The following is a 15,748-nucleotide window of genomic DNA, read 5'->3' as shown; positions in this document are numbered from 1 at the left end:
GGCACCAACCAAGGGCTGGCCGCCGCCAGGGCCCGCGGTGTCCGGCTCGGCCGACTGCCGCCGTTCCCTTCGCCGCTGACCTACACCGCCAAGCGGGGAGGGCGTCCCGGCGGCGTGCAGAGTCGGCCGACGACCTCTCGGTCTTGGAGGGAACTGCGAAGGGTCTCGCCGTCGTCTGATGAGCAGCGCTGTCTTCGGCAGGCAAGGAGTCGCCCATGACGGACTCTCAAGTGCCCACGCCCTCGGTTACAACCCCGCCACCGCCAACAAACCCCGCACCGCCGTCGGCGGCACCTGGAACCGCTACTCGCCACCCCGCGAAAGGACGTCATGACAGCGACCAAGGTCCAAATCAGCATCACCCTGGGATCGGCAACCTTCGACTTCTGCGGACCCAACGACACGACGACCCATCAAACGTACGGGGTGCTCCAAGCCGAGGGGGGGACAGCCGAGGCTGCACTCGCCAGCCTGACCGCCAGGGCACGAACTCAAGCAGCCACGATCGCCGATGCGGCGGCTAGGAAAGACAGGAGCATCACCACGCACGACTCACACCCCGAAGCAACCTTGAGCAGACGGTTTGCTCTTCGCACTGTGAGGCTGGCGGCGGGGCTATTGACTGACGGCTCACTGGGATGGATCTCCTACGGAACACTCGTGGCGCAGGACAGTGGCAACGACCTCAAGTGCCCAAACTGCCCCTACAACCAACGACGTTGAGCGCTATGGCTGAACAAAACAAGGTCGGATACACGACCGGGTGCTGGTCGACCAAGGCCAACGCCAGCCCGACACCCTACCTCGAAGCACAACGGGTCACCCCTGCCAAGCAGCATCGTTCTCGCCACGCACGGGCACCTGACGCCTGTTCAGCGCCCCCTTGCCAATGGGCGCGCCTGATCAAGGAACGCGGAGACGCCTACTTCGCCGTCCTCCGATGGATCGATCTGGTGAGCAGGCGGGCCGAGTACGCGAGGCAGGGCGATGAAGGCAGGCTTCATTAGTTTGAAGAAGTGTTGCCCTGGGCGCTCGAAACGCCGTGAGTTCCTGTTCAGGAGCCTTCAGCAGCGCTGAACTCACGGCGGATGCGTCGGTTAGATTCGTCCAGCTAGGTACAGGCGATCGGCTGGCCTTCGCTCAGCTCGGTCTGGTCATTGCCGGGTCGCGATCGCGACATCTTGTGGACGTGCAGCAAAGTCTGTCAGCGGTCTCGATACTGAGGCGTGAGCCGGTCACGTAATTGAGCCAGGGGCGGATGCCTGGGGTCTCGGGGGTGAGCTGGTCGACTGTCTTTTTGGCGGTGTTGGTGCTGATGCGCCGCGTCCCGGAGGTTTGTTTGATCGTTTCGGGACTCAGGGGTTTGGTTGAGGCGGTGTGGGGGGCGTTGGAGTCGTAGTGTCGGGTCTATGTTCGTGATGCGTCTTGCGACGAGCGCCGATCGGTCTCAGGTCGCCGCGGTGATCCGGGCTCGGTGCGACTGGCTGGAGCACAACGGGCTGGAGAGCTGGCGGGACGCGGTCGACGATCTGGTCGCGCAGTGCGACAACCCGGACGAGGACGTGTGGGTCCTCGACGACGATGAGCGTGGCGTGGTCGGGCAGATGCTGGTGCAGGATGTCGGCCCGCCGTGGGGCTGGACCGACACCGAAAGCGCGGAGGCCGCCCTGTACTTGTCGGGGTCGGTCACCCATCCGGACCTGCGCGACCGCAAGCCGGGCACGTTGATGGCGTGGTGGGCGGTGGATCGAGCCGCCCGGCTGGGGGTGCCGTGGGTGCGGCGGCACTGCCACTTTGAGGCGGTGGCCCGCTACAACCAGACCCAGGGGTTCACGCTGGTGCGCACCGAGCAGCGCACCAACGCCCGGCTGTTCATGATGGCGCGGCGCGCCGAGCGGCTCGATCTGTCGGAGTGGTTCAGGGCAGGAACGCTCGTGCTGCCTGGTCGAGAGTGATGACCTCGATCAGCTTGGAGTAGGGCTCCTCGGTGTAGGGTCCGGCCTCCAGCTCACCGACCATCACCTTGAGACCGTCGGGGTCCACGAGCCCGGCCTCGATCAGCGGAGATCCCTCGTCCAAGATGCGGCGCAGCAGCCCCACCCCGTGGACGACCAGGGATTCCTCAACCAGCTCGGCGAAACTCTCGCGCACCTTGGGGTAGACGCCGCCGAGAACGCCGCCCATGCGCCGATCGACGAGCTCCGCGCGGTGCTGCGCAGCTACGACCTGCCGCCCGGCGACGAGGTCGAGGCGCGTCCGCTGACCACGTTGCGGGCGGAGGTGAACGCGGTCGCCGAACTGCGTCGCGGCGGCCACTACGCCCGTCTGGGTGAACGCCTCCCTGACCTGCTCATCGAACTCACCGCGGTCGCCCCCACCGCCTCTGGCGACGATCGCCGCACGGCGTTCGGGTTGTTGACCTCGGGATACTACGCCGCACACGGCCTGGCCTACCGGCTCGGCTACGGCGACCTGGCCGAAGGCATCGAGCACAAGCTTGCCTGGGCCGCCGAGCGCGCCGAGGACCCCCTCGCGGTCGGGCTGGCCGAGTGGACGCGGGTGAACTCTTTCCAGGCGGCCGGGGACTACGACCACGGCCTGCAGATCCTCGACCATGCCCGCGCCGACCTGGCCCGCCAGGTCACCGACACCAGCCCCGCCATGCTCACGCTGACCGGGAGTATGCATCTACGGGCGATCACGTTGGCCTCCCGCAGCGGCGACGCCGCCGCCGTCCGCGACCACCTGGACGCCGCCCACCGCCTGGCCGACCAGGTGGGCGGCGACGACCGGATCGACTATCACCTCACCTTCGGCAAAGTGAACACTCATATCCACGCCGTCGCCGCCCATGTCGAGCTCGGCGAGGTCGACCAGGCCGTCACGCTCGGGGAGAACTTCGCCCCGCCCGCGTCGGTGCCGCCGACCCGGGCCGGGCACCATTACATCGACCTGGCGCGCGCTCACCTCATGGCCGGGGACCGCCCCGCGACCTTGCGGGCCCTTCAACACGCCCGCCATACCGCCCCCGAGCAGACGCGGTATCACCCGATGGTCCGCGAGACCACACGGGTACTGGTCAGCCTGCACCGCCGCTCCAACCGCGACCTCACCCAGTTCGCCTCCTGGCTCGGCCTCACAGCCTGAACGGCCTCCAGGCCAGCGCGCGGCACGCGCAGCGTCGACGGCCCGGCGCCAGGCAACAGCCAACGCGGTCCCGAGCAGCACCCCGCCACAGGCGCGAGGTGGTGCCTGCAGCCGGAAGAGGGGATTGTCGAGAGCGTGTCGTGGCATCCCGATCAGCTTCCGGAACAGATCGCGGCCGGGCCGCCCGGGTACGCCGAGCTCCATCAAGCTGGAACCCGGCGAGTGGGTCGCGCAGGTGCTCCGGGCGTCCTATTCGACAGAAGGAACGCCCGTTCACGTGTTGGAGACGATCTGCGCGGCGACCCGCCACATCTTCACCATTGGCCAGGTCGGCGGCCTCGACAAATTCTGAGTCATGCGGCAACGACCGGCGATCAAGTCGCCGACGCCTGGAGTTGCACGCGAGCCCGGGAGGCGACCTACGCGCTTCAGGTCGGTATCGGGGCGCGCGATCCGGCTAGGGGGCCGAACGTATGGCTGATCACTGGTAGTGGCGGCCGGGAGCGCGGCCCGGCCGCCCCTGGACCCTCCAAGAGCAAGGCCTCGCTCCGACTTCACTCGCATCACCGACCTACCTCGAACCAGACAGTCACGCGACGGCTCGACGGCTCCGCGATCTCGTAGCCCCACCGCTCGGAAAGCCCTTCCACCAGCAGAAGGCCTCGCCCCGATTCCGGGCTGTCCCCGGTCGCCTCCGGAATCCTGGGGAATGATGACCCGCCTCCGTCGTCCAGCACCTCCACCCGCGCTCGATCGGCCGCGCTCTTGATCGACACGTACACGCCGCCACCGGGTTTCCCGCTCCGCGAGTACCGCACGGCATTCGTCACAACCTCGGACGTCATGACATCCACGTCGTCCAGATCCACCCGCTCGGCAACCTTCGCCAGAACATCACGTACGAACGCACGCACCTCCCGGACGTCGACGCACGAACCACCGAGGCCGCTCAAACGCTGGGTCATCACCGCCTCCCACCCGCTCACCGCTCGACCGCCGCAACGCGCTTCGCCATTGCGACCAGCACGCCCATTCCTGCCCTTCGAACTCCGCCCCACATGGACTTTTCGCGGTGCAGGGCGTAGCGGTATCGGGCTGCGCCATCGCGTCCGGAGGCGGCCGAGTCCTTGAGGCTGACGGCCCACGGGTAATTGCGCGCGGGGCTCTGGCCGTGCATGTCCACGTCACGATCTCCTGCGTTGAGTGGCGGTTTGGTCACGAACAGCGAACACCCCGGGATGACGAGCTCGGAAGAGGAGAATGGCGGTGACAGCCCGGAGACTCATCGTCTCTGGGTGTCTCCGGTCAACCGGAGGGTGGATGCGATGAACATCCCTGAATGGGCGATGCGTCTCCAGACCGAACGTGAGGCGCGGGGCTGGAGCAAGCATCAGATGGCGCGCGAGCTTATGAACGCTGCCGGTGTGCGACACGGTTCGGTTGTCAATCTCGCCAGGCAAGTCCTCGACTGGGAGAAGGGGAAGCACTTCCCGCGAGACTGGGCGGAGTCCTACGCCTGCGCTTTCGAGATGGACCTCGCCGAACTCTTTCCCTCCCTAGAAGGCTGTGAGGCGTCATCAGATGGCTCGGTTCCTGACGATGAGGTGAGACGCAGGACTCTCCTGGGGATGGTTGCGGCTGCCGCCTCCGCTCCGCTTGGTGTCGACGCCGAACCTGTGCGGACGGTGCTCACTGAGGCGATCACGACCCGGGTGACCGCGCGTGATGCCGACGAATGGGAACGCGTGGCGTTCGACTACGCGCACGAAGTCGGATTCCTCCCAGCTCGTCAAGTTCTGCCGGACCTGGTGACGGACTTCAACGAGATCAACCTGCTGATCTCCCACGCTGTCGCAGAGGCCCGGCTGCGGCTGGTCCACACGGCTGCCCAACTCGCCGCCCTCACCGCGATCACCCTGATCAGCGTCGGTGACGCCCGGAGCGCGCGCCGGTGGTGGCGGACGGCCGCCCGGGCCGCGGATGAGTCCGGGGATCCTGGTGCGGCGTCCCTGGTGCGAGGCCGCGCCGCGGTGTTCTCGCTCTACGGCGGGTGGTCGGCGATGACCACCCTTGACCTCGCCAAGGAAGCCATCGAGATCGGCCGGAACACGCCCTGTGTGGGAGTCGTCAGCGGATACGCGGCCAGGGCCCAGGCCCTCGCTCACCTTGGCCGAGGTGCCGAGGCCACCGAGGCCCTCAACGTCCTGGCGGACACGTTCGTGCGCTTGCCCGACGCCAGCACCCAGCACGGGCGGTCGCAATGGACATGGCCTGAACAGCGCCTTCACCATGTGAAGAGCCACGTCCACACCTTCGCCGGAAACCCCGAGGAAGCGCATCGGGCCCAGGACCGGGCACTTGCTTTCTACTCTGGTCAGTCGCAAGGACGCGCGCAGGTCGAACTCCACCGCGCGGGCGCTCTGCTCAGAGCAGGCGAGATCCAGGAAGGCGCACGATATATGGTGCGCGTGATGGAGGGGTTGCCCGGCGCACTCGCCCATGACGGACTTGTGCGCAGTACCGCGCGCAGCTCGCTGGGTTTGGCGCCCCGCGCCGCGACCAGGCAGCCAGCCGTCCTGGATGCCTACGAACTGCTCGCGGAGACCTCGGGAGATCAATGACCCCGTCCAGCCTCACGTTCACCCGCCACGATGCGGCGTCGGCTGAGTCGATCATCGAAGGCGTGATCGTTCCGCTTTATGAGGCCACGCATGGCGATCGGCTCGAAGACCCGTTCTACTCAAGTCAGCGGTTCGCTGAGCGCGTCCGAAGCTACTTCCGCGCTCCCGGGTTTGAGATCGTCGTTGCCTACCTTGAGGAGATCCCGGTCGGGCAGGCGTTCGGCTACTCGCTGCCGGCCAACGCCCGCTGGTGGAAGGGTCTCACCACGCCTGTGCCCGATGGATTCACCGACGAGACCGGCGACCGCACGTTCGCCCTCAACGAGCTGATGGTCATCCCCGAGCGCCAGGGCCAGGGCATCGCCCACGCCCTGCATGACGAACTGCTGCGCGGCCGCCATGAAGAGCGCGCGACACTGCTCGTCCGCGAGGACAACACCTCGGCGCAGGAGGCCTATCGGCGCTGGGGGTGGGAGAAGATCGGGAAGCTGCGCCCATTCGAGGACGCGCCGAACTTCGACTCGCTCGTGGTTCCCATCCCGCGCTGATAGGGCGAATCGCCCATGCCGCTGGCATCAACGATCATCACGGTCCTCGTCGTCTTGGTGTGAGGGTGTGGGTTTAGGAGGTCCATCTGTGGAGGGTGGCGATGGCTTTGGTCTTCTCGGTGGGTGGGAGGTGGCTGATCAGGCGGCCGTCGATGACGTGGTTCATGCCGGGGGCGGTGTGGACGGCGGAGTCCTTGGTGCCGGGGCCTAGGCGGAAGGGCTCGGCCGTCCAGGGGTCGTTGCCGCCGTTGACGAACATCAGTCGGGTTCCCTTGGTACGGACCCAGTGGTCGATGTCGCGCATGGCTTTTTTGTCGGGCGCCATCTTGATTGTCCGGGGGACGTAGCTGCGGGGTTGGAAGCTCTGTTCGTGGCGTAGCAGGGGTCGCAGGTGCGCGAAGTTGGGGCTCGGCCAGCCCAGTTGGGTGCCGGACTGGTAGTAGAGCGCGGTGTAGGGGCGCAGGGTCTGGTCGTTGTAGTAGCCGAGGCTGTTGGGCACGTTCAGGGTTTTGTAGAGCGTGTCGGTGGAGGCGTTGGGGGAGGGCAGTTTCTTGATGTCCGATTCCAGGTGGCCTGCCCAGACGAACAGTTCGAAGGCCATCACGGCGTTCTCGAAGGCGCGGTCGGGGGTGCCGAGGAGGTCGAAGGTCCAGCCCTTGGCTGCGGCTTCGGTCTTCAGGCGCTTCAGCATGGCGGGGCGGCGGCGTAGGAATTCCTTGGCCAGGGCGCGGACGTGGGCGCGGGTCGAGGGGCTTCCGATTTGTGAGAGGAAGCGGTCGTAGGCGCGGTCGTCGTTGTCGTCGATGTTGTTGGGCGCCACGTAGGCGACGGTGCCGTCGACGTCTTGGGGGTAGAAGCGCTTGAGGTGGACGGCGGCCTCGCCGCCCTTGCTGCTGCCGGTCGAGATCCACTTGCCCGCGTAGATCTTCTTCAGCGCGAGGACGATGCGGTGCGCGTCGCTGGAGGTCTGCCAGATGGTGTCCTTCGTCCAGTCGGCGGGTTCGGGGCGTGATGGGGCGAAGAAGCGCTGCTCCAGGGCGATCTGGTTGGCGTCCAGCAGTTCGGTGGGTTCGGTCTTGAACATGTCCTGCCGGACGGTGTAGCCGCCCGAATGCAGCACGACCGGACGGTCGTCCTGGCGGTGCTGGAGCATGATCCGCTGGTTGAACCAGCCTTGGTTCGGGCGCCGGTGGTCGACCGGTTGGCGGTAGCTGAGCGAGAACCACCGCAGGCCCGCGATGGATGAGTTCTTCTCCTCGACGCTCAGGCCGGGGATTGCTTCGAGGCGGTCCGCGATGTCTGTGGCTCGCGCGGTCGTTGGGAAGAAGGTCAGTCCCGCGGTGAGCGCCAGGGACAGTGCTGTGGCCATGGGGTTGGGCATTGCCGCTCCATTAACTGTGCGCTGGATTATTCAGTGCTGTATTAATGTAGAGCGCGGTAGTTCAGTGCGCAACTTTTCATCGTGGTAGTTTTTGGGGATGACCAGGTGGCTTTCGGATGAGGAGCAGCGCAGCTGGCGGGCCTTCGGGCTGGCGACCAGGCTGCTGAGCGACCGGCTCGAACGCGAGCTCCAGGACGCGGCGGGCATGCCGCCGACCTACTACGAGCTGCTGGTGAACCTGTCCGAGGCGCCCGGTCGCACGATGCGGATGAGCGAGCTGGCCCGCCAGACCCACTCCAAGGCGAGCCGTATCACCCATGCGATCAACAAGCTGGAGCAGGCCGGGTGGGTCAGGCGCGAGCACCACGCCGCCGACCGGCGCGGCTGGCTGGCCGTGCTCACCGACGACGGCTTGGCCGCTCTTGAAGAGGCCGCGCCGCGCCACGTCCAGAGCGTCCGGCACAACCTGATCGACGTGCTCACGCCCGAGCAGGTCACCCAGCTCGGCGACATCAGCGAGGCCCTGCTCGGGCATCTCGCGGCAGACGACCACCAGCGCGGATGATCAGTAGGAAGTGCGGGCTGGTCATGGCGTACTCGGGACCGGCCGGAATACGCCAGAAAGGGATCAGGCCTGACGGTTGATCCTTAGGGTGACCGGCGTCGGGTTGGTGGCAGTCCTGGGGTTGCGGGTGTCCTCGATCGATCGGACCGCGTATCCGGGGTTTGCGCGGGAGTTGGCGGAGGCGTTCACCCCGACCGGGGCCGAGGCCGAGTGAGCGCGGCCGTGCGCGGGCGCTGGTGGTGGTGAGGTTGAAGTCCTACCAACGGTTGGGGTACTTCCCGAAGTTGGCTGAGGTCCCGCAGACGGTGGCGGGCCTGTCCGGCAGGTGGCCGAGGCCGCAATCCGCAGGGCGGCGCAGTCCAACGCCCTGCGACATCGCCGACGACCTGGCTACCGTCTCGCCCTCCAACACCCGCACAATCCGCCGATTCGGCAACTGGACCGTCAACCTCAACCCGTCCGGCCAGATATCCCTGCCACCCGCCTGGACCTGGAGCCCCGCGTGCTGTTCGGTACACCGCCCGCCGCTGTTTCGTTAGGGAGCGTCTACAGGAAGGATTGGGCAAATGGGAGATGCGTCAGACCTGGTCTACGGGCTTGAACTCATCACGGAGGGTGGCCCGGAGCAGTTCGCGGCATCGGATCTCGATGTGCGTGCGGTGGTCGCGCGGATTCCGCAACACGTCAAGGACGAACTGAGGTACGACCAAATCCCCTGGGGGCGGTTCCCGCACGCCTACGGCCCTGCCGTGGATATGCCCGAATATCTGAAGCTCCTCGGGTCTCCGGACGTTCAGGTCGCCGGACAGGCCATCAGTTCATTGGGGAACCGCATTTGCCACCAAGGCGGAACCCATGCGCCGGCCGCGCTGGCTGTGCCGTTCCTGCTGCGCCTAGCCAGCTTGCCTGCAACCCACCACCGTGGGGAGATTCTTCGCCTGGTCGGCGAGGTGGCGCGGCGACAGCACTACCGCGACGGATCGCGCGCGGGCCTGCTCCAGGTCGCGCACCCAGACGACCAGCTGCGGTACGACGTGAGCGGGTACCTGGAGAACTGGTCGGTGCATGCCGCGCGCATCGCCATTACCTGCGATGCGCCCCTGTTGCTTGCGCTCCTTGGCGACATCGAGGCAGAGGTCCGCTCTCCGGCCTGTTATGCGCTGGCCACAGCCCTGCACGAGGTCGAGCCGATCGATGCCGCGTTGCGGCGTCGGCTGGGTTTCGAGGAAGTTCCCGCCGTGCGTATGAGCCTCATTCTCGCCATCGCCCAACTGGCTCGCGAGCACCGCGACCAGTCCACCGTTACACGCCTTCGCACTTGGTGGGGTGCCCCGGACCGGCCCGCCGACATTCGTGTCAGCGCCGCGCTCTCCTGGCTCTGCCTGGTCGACGTTCCGGTACCCGACGACCTGCGACTGCTTCTCACTACTACGGTCGACGACGAACTGGCCGAACTGCTGGCGGCCGTTCCATGGATGAAAGAGATCGACTGGGGCGGAGCAGGCCTACGATGCTGCATCTCTTTAATGCTCAACCCCGAGGCGGACTGGCGATCAGCCAATGAGGACCCCTGGGCCAGAACTTGATCCCGCTGGACCAACTCGCCGGCTCGGTCCCCGACGTCCGCACCATCGGTGACACCCTGGTTGCCTGCGGCGTCCGGATGTCGCTGGGCGGTAGCATCTACGCCCCCCCCGCCGACCCGATGAGCAAGCTGTTCTTCAACATGCTGGCGGTGTTCGCCGAGTTCGAAGCCGACCTGCTGAAGATGCGCACCCGAGGGGATGGCCGTCGCCCGCTCTCGCGGCAAGCTCAAGGGCCGGGTGCCGAACAACGCCCCACTACGACAAGGGAGGCCGATGGCGTGGCCGAGTTGAACGATCGTGAGGCCGATGCCCTTCTGCGGCACGTCTTTGGCACCGGTGACCGTCCTGTCCCAGACCTCGACCCCGCAAATGCCAAGGCGATCAGGCGCTACGTCAAGGGACGGGGCCCCAGCCCCCGGTACCGCAAGCTCATCGGTGGCCAGTTCACGGCATGGGACCGCCCCTTCCGGGACGCTCTCATCAGGGACGCTCGAAAGATCCATGATGGGGACCTTGACCGGCTCCTGTCCTGCGGGTGGCGGCCACGTCTGACCGCTGCATGGCTGATCGGTATCGACCGCCGCCAGCAATATCGCCGGACCCTGCACGATCTCCTTCTGGAAAGTGCGGGACCTTATGCGGGCCGTGGCTACTGTTTCGCCCTCGCCAGATTCGGCCTGAACGAGGACGCCGACATCCTCGCCGCGTACCTGGACCGCTACCTACCGAGAGAGGACTGCTTCTACGACCAGCGTCCAGCGATAGGTGCTCTGCTCTACCTCGACGAGCGACTCGGCACCCATCAGGCCGACCGCTTCGTCAACAGCGGCCTCTGGCAGACATCCGCCTTCTCCGACGAAGATCCCACCGCGTACCACCAAGAGATCACACAACAGTGCGCAGCGGTCGACCGCGCTGTGCAGACGACTTCCGGCATCTGAGCAGAGGACTCCTTGCGTCCCCACGCCAACCAGCGGGCGCCGCGTTCGGGGCGCGGGGGTTGGCCTTGTCAGAGGGTTTTGGTGGTTAGGACGATTTTTGTGCCTGGCTTCAGGGGGGTGCCTGGCTTGGGGAACTGCTTGGTGATCTGGCCGGTGGGGACGGTTGGGGCGAACTTGATGTAGGTCTTGGGGATGCCGAGGCGGACGAGGCGGTTCTGGGCTGTCGCGCCGCTCTTTCCGATGAGGCGCGGCATTTTTACCGTCTTCGGGCGTGGTGGTGCGGGCTTTGCGGTGATCGTGGCGGTGGCGCGGGCGGTGGGGGTGGACGGGTCGCTGTCGGCCGTGGCGGCGGCTGTGCCGATGCCGACGGCGAATGCCGCGATCACGGCCAGGACCAGTGCCGGCAGTGGGACGGTTCGTTTGCCGCGTCGTTTGGGTGCCGGATGGGGCGGGGCTGCCGGTGGGGGAGCGGGGGGAGGGGGCTGGGGGGTCGGCCGGCTGGTGCGCCAGAGCCAGAGGAGGAGCAGCGCTGTCAGGGTCAGGCACGCTGCGGCGAGGCCTTTGGAGCGCTGGGGTCGGGGGTGTTCGCCCTCGTTGAGCATTGGTTAGGTCCTGTAGTGCTTTCTGAGGGCTATGCCTGCTGCTACTCCGCCTGCCAGGGCGCCCGCGCCCGCGGCGGCGGGGAGGGCGACCATGGTGACCTTGCGGCCGGTGCGGAAGTCGTGGATGGGCCAGTCGTTGTCTTTGGCGTGTTCGCGGAGGCCGGCGTCGGGGTTGACGGCGTGGGGGTTGCCCACGGCGGTGAGCATGGGGAGGTCGTTGAGGGAGTCGCTGTAGGCCGAGCAGCGGGAGAGGTCGAGGCCCTCGCGGACGGCCAGGGCGCGGACGGCCTCGGACTTGGCGGGGCCGTGCAGGAGGTTGCCCACCAGGCGGCCGGTGTAGACGCCGTCCTTGGTCTCGGCGACGGTGCCCAGGGCGCCGGTGAGGCCCAGGCGGTGGGCGATGGTGCGGGCGACCTCGACGGGGGTGGCGGTGACGAGCCAGACCTGCTGGCCCGCGTCCAGGTGCTGGAGGGCCAGGGTGCGGGTGCCGTGCCAGATGCGGTCGGCCATGACCTCGTCGTAGATCTCCTCGCACATCTGGACGAGGTCGCTGACCTTCTGGCCCGCGACGAAGGCCAGGGCGGCCTCCTTGGCGCTGCCGATGTGCTCGGCGTTCTCGGTGCCGCGCAGGCGGAAGGCGGCCTGGCCCCAGGCGAACATGGCCAGGTCGCGCATGGTGAGGTGCTTGCGCGAGGCGAGGCCCCTGGCGAAGTAGTAGATCGACGCTCCGCGCATCATCGTGTTGTCGACGTCGAAGAAGGCCGCCGCAGCGGGATCGGGCACGGGCAGCGGCCCATAGGGCTCCGCCGCCGCCGCGGCGGCCTCGCCCGCGTTCACGTAGTCCTCGTCCTTGCCGCGCTGCCAGAATCGCCGCATGTCCAGAGCCTAACCACTGGTGGCCGAATCCCCTGACCTTCGTCCGGAATTGCGACGGTCCTCACCCCGGTGGGCGGCCGCGGCAACCAGGCGTTCACGCAGAACCGCTCGAAATCGCGGATCCGGGACGGGAGCCTGGCTACGCAGGCTGATCAGGGGATTCTCGGCCCAGGTGATCGTGAGCGGGTCGGTCCTCATCCTTGCCCCCTTTGCGGATGTCCTTCTATTCCGCAAAAACGAGCGGGGGGTGGGTCGGTTACGGGGCGTCCAATTATGGACGGTGTCCAATTGGTGCCACCGGTCCTGCGGTCAGCCGGCGAAGAAGGCTCGGAGACGGTGGTTGACCTGATCGGGGCAGTCCAGTTGCGGGGCGTGGCCGCAACCGTTGAGGATCTGGACCTCGGCGTTGGGGAGGCGACGGCCGAAGCGGTGGGCGCGATCCACGGGCTGGACCTTGTCCTGCTTGCCCCACAGCACCAGAGTGCGGGTCTTGGTGGTGGAGAGGGCGCGTTCGGTCTGGCCCCAGTCGAGGCGGCGCTCCAGCAGGTAGGTGGCGCGGATGTTGTCACGAAAGGTCATCGGCGCCCGCCATTCGGCCAGGAGCTGGTCGGTGACGCGATGCTTGTTGACCATCATGCCCTTGGCCAGGCGGCGGACCGTCCCCTCGCCGGTGGACAGCTTGGTGGCCAGTTCGCCGAAGACGGGGATCTTCAGTGACTCCCACATCAGGGTGCCGCGCATGTCCAGGCCGGTCGCGTCGAGCAGGGCGAGCCTGGTGACGCGGTCGGGATGGCGCTGGGCGAAGGACAGTGCCCAGCCGCCGCTCCAGGAGTTCCCCGCCAGCGCGGCTTGCCGGACGCCGACCGCGTCCATGAACGCGCCGACCGCGTTCGTCATGGCCCTCAGATCGAAGCGGAAGTCGCGGTCCTTGAGCCGGGTGTAGCCCTGGCCGGGGAGATCGACCACGTAGACGGTGTGGTCACGCGAGAGCGCCGCGAGCTGGTCCTTCCAGCCGATCACCGAGGTGCCGCCGGGCGACAGAAGGACCACCGGGGTGCCGGACCCGGCCTGGACGTAGTGGAAACGGGCGACCGGGCTCTCGGCGTAGCGCGAGCCGACGCTCGCCAGATACGGCGAGCGGAAACCGCGGCCCGCCTCGTCCGGCTGCCAGACGTACGCCCCGAAGAGCGCCACGGCGACCAGCAGGACCGTCACGGCGGCGACCCATCGGGGCCATCGCCGTCGGCGGGTGGGCCGTTCGGGTTCGGTCTGAGGTACTTCGTCGCTGTCGGCCATGGCTGTCCCTCTGCTGGTCGGGGTCGTCGCACATGGGATGGACGGCTACCGGCAGGTGTGACATGGGCGCAGCGTGAGGAGGCTTACGCCCGGGCACTGTGATCGGTCGCACGTGCCCGAGGGTTTCGGGCCCGGATCATCCCCCTCTACGTTTGTAGAGTCGATCTTGGAGGAGTACGCGGGCGCCATCTTCCGGACGCACCTGATCCGGGACGGGGGCACCAAGTGCTGAGGCCCTGATCGCCCTACGGCGTGGCGGTGCCTGGGTCAGAGGTCTTTGGGGAGGGTTCTGGCCAGGGATCTGACGGCTCTGTATTGGAGGGCCTTGATCGCGCCCGGTTTCTTGCCCATGACCAGGGCGGTCTCGGCTACGGAGAGGCCGTGGAGGAAGCGGAGGACGACGCATTCCTGTTGTTCGGAGCCCAGGCGGCGGACGGCCAGCAGGAGGGTGCGGTTGGTCATGGAGTCCAGGACGGCGTGTTCCGGGCTTTCCTGGGGGGTGCCGGGTTCCACGAGATCGGCGGTGCAGATCTCCAAGCGGTAGCGGCTGGACTTGAAGTGGTCGGCGACCAGGTTGCGGGCGATGGTGACCAGCCAGGCGCCGAAGTCCTTGCCCTGCCAGTGGAAGTCGGGGATTCGCCGGAGGGCGCGCAGGAACGTCTCGCTGGTGATGTCCTCGGTGAGGGGGTGCGAGCCGACGCGGTAGTAGACGTAGCGGTAGACCAGTTCGACGTAGTGGTCGTAGAGGCTTCCGAAGGCTTCGGCGTCGCCGGCCTTGGCGCGCAGGACCGTGTCCTTGATCGCTTCGCTCGGGCGCCGGACATCGAGGGTCAAGCTGCTCATGCAGTTCTCCTCGGGGCGAACGCGACCTTCGGCGTGAATCGCCACTCTAGATAGCTATGGGGATGCCGGGCAATGGCCCGGAGGATGGAGCGGTTACCCTTCGGCGGTCGGTTTCGGGCACCATGGGGGCGCGATGGTCTCAGCTCTTCTCGCTCTGGTGGCGACCCTTGGTGCCTTTGTGGCCACGGGGTTGCTGGTTTCGCGCGCCTACAAAGACCGGCTGCTCTACCTGATCGCGTGGTCGCTGACGCTGGTCGGGATCAGCCTGGCGCTGCTGGCCATGGTGATCGGTTTCCTGACGGGCTTCAACGGCCCGACCTTCCGGGTGATCCAGTGGGGCGCGGCCCTCATCGCGCCGGTGTGGCTGGCGCTGGGGATGATCGAGCTGATCGCCCGGTTCGTCCAGGTGCGCTTCGCCGCCTGGCTGTTCGCGGTGTCCTACACCGTGGTGGCGACGGTCATTTTGACCCTTGACCCGCTGACGGGCAGCTTCAGCAAGTCGCTCCCCAAGCCGAGCAAGGTCTACGACGCGCTTCCCCGGTTGCTGATCGACGGGGCCCATGTGGTCGCGGTGATCGCGCTGGTGGGGTGTGCGGCGGTGACGGCGTGGCTGGCCAGCAAGCAAGACCGCGAGGCGTACGAGCTGCTCATCCCGGTGGCGCTGGTGGCGCTGGCCGGGGTGCTGGTGGTCAGCGGTACCCGGGGGCTCCTGCCGGGGCCGTCGGCGGTGATCGCGCTGGGGCTCGCGGCGGGGCTCATCTCCTATGGCGCCATGCGCACGGTGCCGATGTACCAGGAGGAAGAGGCATACGGGGACGACGAGTACGCCGACGAGTACGACGATCGTCACGCGTACGCCGCCGCCCCGCCGCCCCCTCCGCAACAGCCTCAACCCCAGCCCAAGCGGGGCGAGCTGCGCTTCCCCGAGCCGTCGGCTCCGCCGCCCGTCGCCGCCGTCCCGTCGCCGTTGACGACAGTCGACGATGTGCGGGTGCCGCTGGCCGAGGCCCAGCAGGCGTGCGGGCAGATCACCGTCTACACGCTGCTGGACGGACGCGAGGCGGCGTTCGACCGGCTGGCCGAAGACCTGGTCGCGGCCGCGCGGTCGGTGGAGGGCGACACGCTGATCTTCGCCTGCCACGAGGTGGTCAACGCCCCGACGCAGCGCATCTTCTACCAGTTGTTCCGCAGCGAGATGGCGTTCGCGGCGCATCGCGGCCAGCCGCACCTGCAGCGGTTCATGGCCGAGTCCCGGACGCACGTGCTGGCCACCAACGTCATCGAGCTGCGGCTCGGTGCCGCCAAGCTGCCGATGTGAGCGTCCCGTGGACATCCTGATCAC

17 protein-coding genes are annotated in these 15,748 nt (G+C 67.4%); 9 read left to right on the top strand and 8 right to left on the bottom strand.

The genetic code is table 11. The features are described 5' to 3' along the window. The first annotated feature begins 330 nt into the window (after positions 1-330). Positions 331-723 carry a hypothetical protein gene (locus ACQPY4_RS38355; RefSeq protein WP_433329686.1) on the top strand — a complete coding sequence of 131 codons (393 nt, stop codon included), beginning with the start codon at positions 331-333 and terminating at the stop codon, positions 721-723. Between the two features lie 686 nt (positions 724-1,409). Continuing rightward, entirely contained in the window at positions 1,410-1,955 is a 546-nt protein-coding gene (locus tag ACQPY4_RS38350) for a GNAT family N-acetyltransferase (RefSeq protein ID WP_433329684.1), read from the top strand. Here the strand turns inward: ACQPY4_RS38350 and ACQPY4_RS38345 are convergent. Then, positions 1,918-2,184, bottom strand: coding sequence for a hypothetical protein (locus tag ACQPY4_RS38345; RefSeq protein ID WP_433329682.1), 267 nt, complete (start codon positions 2,182-2,184; stop codon positions 1,918-1,920). The two genes, ACQPY4_RS38350 and ACQPY4_RS38345, sit on opposite strands and share 38 nt — an antisense overlap. Before the next feature lie 24 nt (positions 2,185-2,208). On the opposite strand from ACQPY4_RS38345, the gene ACQPY4_RS38340 reads away from it, so the two are divergent. Continuing rightward, positions 2,209-3,147: a hypothetical protein gene (locus ACQPY4_RS38340; RefSeq protein WP_433329680.1), complete on the top strand. Its 939-nt coding sequence runs from the start codon at positions 2,209-2,211 to the stop codon at positions 3,145-3,147. Positions 3,148-3,710: 563 nt separating this feature from the next. On the opposite strand, the gene ACQPY4_RS38335 is transcribed toward ACQPY4_RS38340, so the two are convergent. Together ACQPY4_RS38335 and ACQPY4_RS38330 are read right to left on the bottom strand one after the other, a co-directional pair. After that, positions 3,711-4,112 carry an ATP-binding protein gene (locus ACQPY4_RS38335; RefSeq protein WP_433329678.1) on the bottom strand — a complete coding sequence of 134 codons (402 nt, stop codon included), beginning with the start codon at positions 4,110-4,112 and terminating at the stop codon, positions 3,711-3,713. A 17-nt stretch (positions 4,113-4,129) separates the two neighbouring features. Then, positions 4,130-4,330, bottom strand: coding sequence for a hypothetical protein (locus tag ACQPY4_RS38330; RefSeq protein WP_433329676.1), 201 nt, complete (start codon positions 4,328-4,330; stop codon positions 4,130-4,132). Positions 4,331-4,472: 142 nt separating this feature from the next. Here ACQPY4_RS38330 and ACQPY4_RS38325 point away from each other — a divergent pair, with 142 nt between their 5' ends. Next, positions 4,473-5,768, top strand: a complete 1,296-nt coding sequence (locus tag ACQPY4_RS38325) for a helix-turn-helix domain-containing protein (RefSeq protein WP_433329674.1) — start codon at positions 4,473-4,475, stop codon at positions 5,766-5,768. After that, entirely contained in the window at positions 5,765-6,316 is a 552-nt protein-coding gene (locus ACQPY4_RS38320; protein ID WP_433329672.1) for a GNAT family N-acetyltransferase, read from the top strand. The genes ACQPY4_RS38325 and ACQPY4_RS38320 overlap by 4 nt, the downstream gene beginning before the upstream one ends. Before the next feature lie 73 nt (positions 6,317-6,389). On the opposite strand, the gene ACQPY4_RS38315 is transcribed toward ACQPY4_RS38320, so the two are convergent. Next, positions 6,390-7,697 carry a S28 family serine protease gene (locus ACQPY4_RS38315; protein WP_433329670.1) on the bottom strand — a complete coding sequence of 436 codons (1,308 nt, stop codon included), beginning with the start codon at positions 7,695-7,697 and terminating at the stop codon, positions 6,390-6,392. Positions 7,698-7,794: 97 nt separating this feature from the next. Between ACQPY4_RS38315 and ACQPY4_RS38310 the strand changes: the two genes are divergently transcribed. From ACQPY4_RS38310 to ACQPY4_RS38300, 3 genes are all read left to right on the top strand, one after another. Beyond that, positions 7,795-8,262: a MarR family winged helix-turn-helix transcriptional regulator gene (locus tag ACQPY4_RS38310; protein ID WP_433329668.1), complete on the top strand. Its 468-nt coding sequence runs from the start codon at positions 7,795-7,797 to the stop codon at positions 8,260-8,262. Positions 8,263-8,828: 566 nt separating this feature from the next. Beyond that, a complete protein-coding gene (locus ACQPY4_RS38305; RefSeq protein ID WP_433329666.1) occupies positions 8,829-9,848 on the top strand; it encodes a HEAT repeat domain-containing protein in 1,020 nt (339 codons plus the stop codon). Continuing rightward, positions 9,845-10,789 carry a DUF6000 family protein gene (locus tag ACQPY4_RS38300; RefSeq protein WP_433329664.1) on the top strand — a complete coding sequence of 315 codons (945 nt, stop codon included), beginning with the start codon at positions 9,845-9,847 and terminating at the stop codon, positions 10,787-10,789. Before ACQPY4_RS38305 ends, ACQPY4_RS38300 begins: the two co-directional genes overlap by 4 nt. Positions 10,790-10,857: 68 nt before the next feature. Here ACQPY4_RS38300 and ACQPY4_RS38295 read toward each other — a convergent pair whose 3' ends face one another. The 4 genes from ACQPY4_RS38295 to ACQPY4_RS38280 all read right to left on the bottom strand — a co-directional run bounded on the left by ACQPY4_RS38295 (position 10,858) and on the right by ACQPY4_RS38280 (position 14,406). Continuing rightward, complete coding sequence (locus tag ACQPY4_RS38295; protein ID WP_433329662.1) at positions 10,858-11,175, bottom strand: PASTA domain-containing protein; 318 nt, start codon at positions 11,173-11,175, stop codon at positions 10,858-10,860. Positions 11,176-11,394: 219 nt separating this feature from the next. After that, on the bottom strand, positions 11,395-12,267 hold the full coding sequence (locus ACQPY4_RS38290; protein ID WP_433329660.1) for an HAD family hydrolase: 873 nt from the start codon (positions 12,265-12,267) through the stop codon (positions 11,395-11,397). A gap of 309 nt (positions 12,268-12,576) precedes the next feature. After that, on the bottom strand, positions 12,577-13,563 hold the full coding sequence (locus tag ACQPY4_RS38285) for an alpha/beta fold hydrolase (protein WP_433329658.1): 987 nt from the start codon (positions 13,561-13,563) through the stop codon (positions 12,577-12,579). 267 nt (positions 13,564-13,830) lie between these two features. Beyond that, the gene (locus tag ACQPY4_RS38280) at positions 13,831-14,406 is read right to left on the bottom strand and encodes a sigma-70 family RNA polymerase sigma factor (protein ID WP_433329656.1); all 576 of its coding nucleotides are present in this window, start codon (positions 14,404-14,406) and stop codon (positions 13,831-13,833) included. A 133-nt stretch (positions 14,407-14,539) separates the two neighbouring features. On the opposite strand from ACQPY4_RS38280, the gene ACQPY4_RS38275 reads away from it, so the two are divergent. Further along, positions 14,540-15,724: a putative quinol monooxygenase gene (locus ACQPY4_RS38275; RefSeq protein ID WP_433329654.1), complete on the top strand. Its 1,185-nt coding sequence runs from the start codon at positions 14,540-14,542 to the stop codon at positions 15,722-15,724. Positions 15,725-15,748: the final 24 nt, after the last annotated feature.

The organism is Spirillospora sp. CA-294931, assembly GCF_050946795.1.
Classification (GTDB): Bacteria; Actinomycetota; Actinomycetes; order Streptosporangiales; family Streptosporangiaceae; genus Spirillospora.
Note: the sequence above shows the minus strand (reverse complement) of the source record. Positions and strands in the feature narration are given on the sequence as shown.